The sequence below is a fragment of the Clostridioides sp. ZZV15-6598 genome (assembly GCF_020657705.1).
Classification (GTDB): Bacteria; Bacillota; Clostridia; order Peptostreptococcales; family Peptostreptococcaceae; genus Clostridioides; species Clostridioides difficile_F.
In genome coordinates this window covers 1-1,585 of sequence record NZ_JAGWCS010000266.1, presented here as the reverse complement: position 1 = coordinate 1,585, position 1,585 = coordinate 1, and the positions used below count along the sequence as shown (strand labels likewise).

Genomic DNA, 1,585 nt, shown 5'->3' with positions numbered 1-1,585 from the left:
TAGATACAACTAAAGCAGAATTAGCAAGCAATATAGAAACTGCTAAAACAGAGTTAAATACAAAAATAGGGGATACAACACAACTTACTACAACAGATAAAACAAATCTTGTTGGTGCATTAAATGAGGTAAAAACTAGTGTAGATAGCATAGAAACAACAGCAGAGAAAACAAGTTATAATAATACAACAAGCAACCTTACTGCTACAAATGTTCAAGGGGCGATTGATGAAGTTGTTGCAAAGATAGAAAGATTTAATAATGAAAATATAAAGATACAAAATGATATGTTACCTATTTAAGAGAGGAGAGTGATAAAAATGGCTACTGAATGGAATTTTGGCTATACAGGAGCAGAACAAAGTATTATATTACCAAATGGTAGGTATAGACTTGAATGTTGGGGTGCAGGAGCAAATTCACTAACAAATAGTGCATATGAGTCATATAGTTGCTTTGGAGGTTATTCAAAAGGAGAACTTACATTAAAAAAAGAAACTACCTTGCATATTTTCGTTGGTCAATATACTGGCAATTTTAATGGTGGAGGAAAAGGAATGACTGGTACGGGAGGAGGAGCTACAGATATAAGACTTATTGGTGGTTCTTGGGATAATGAACAAGGTTTACTTTCTCGTATTATTGTCGCAGGAGGAGCAGGGGCTGGTAGTGGTTATGGATATACTGGTAGTCATGGAGGAGGTATAGTAGGAAACAATGGTGAAGGTAGCGAAAACAGATGGACTGCTGGAGCAACACAAACCGAAGGTGGAAGAGGTCAAGTTGGAGTTCTTGGTGGTTCATTCGGAAAAGGTAATAGGTCATCAGCTGATATGACTAATGCTCCAAAATTTGGAGGTGGAGGAGGTTGGTTTGGTGGAGCAGGGAATGGGTCTAGTTTCGCAAGTGGAGGTGGAGGAAGTGGATATGTATTAACTAAAGATAGTTATAAACCTGTTGGATATACGCCTACAAATGAGTATTGGTTAGAAAATACTTCTATGACTGTTGGAGGCAATAATATTAATGTAAGTCATGGTAAGGCTAAAATAACATTACTACAAGCATTACCATTTTTAACTATATCCTCATATAACTCAACCACAGCAACATTTAAAGCTGACCACACAGACCCTACACTATTAACTAAAATAGAATATTTTATAGATGATGTATTAAAAGAAACTATCACAACAGATTTAACAACAGAAAAAACAATTAACTACACATTAGAAGATAATGCACTACACACACTTAAAATAGTTGTTACAGACAGTGCCAATGCTACAGTAGAAAAGGTTGCAAGTATAAGCAAGGGAATTGCACCACTTCCAAGTGGTTCTACAACAGATGAAGTTACAAATAAATGGATAGAAATTAAAGATACATTTAAAAGCGGTAAAACAAGTATTATAAATACTTTAGCATTAAAGAACATAGAAGCAAGTTTAAATAATACACTGGTGGAGTTATCAGAGAAAATTAAAACAAGTTTTGACAGTGGAGACGCTAATATTGAGGAGTTGCAAAATAGGATAACAGAATTAACTAATCAATTAAGTCAAAGAATTAAATATGCAACTGG

The 1,585-nt window shown here is 34.6% G+C and carries 1 protein-coding gene and 1 pseudogene; both read left to right on the top strand.

The window, feature by feature from the left end:
* Window positions 1-302 (top strand): annotated as a pseudogene (locus KGF50_RS21415) (phage tail protein); the annotation flags it as partial.
* A gap of 18 nt (window positions 303-320) precedes the next feature.
* Window positions 321-1,585: glycine rich domain-containing protein (locus KGF50_RS21410; RefSeq protein WP_227849932.1), on the top strand; the 1,265-nt coding region annotated here is incomplete at its 3' end.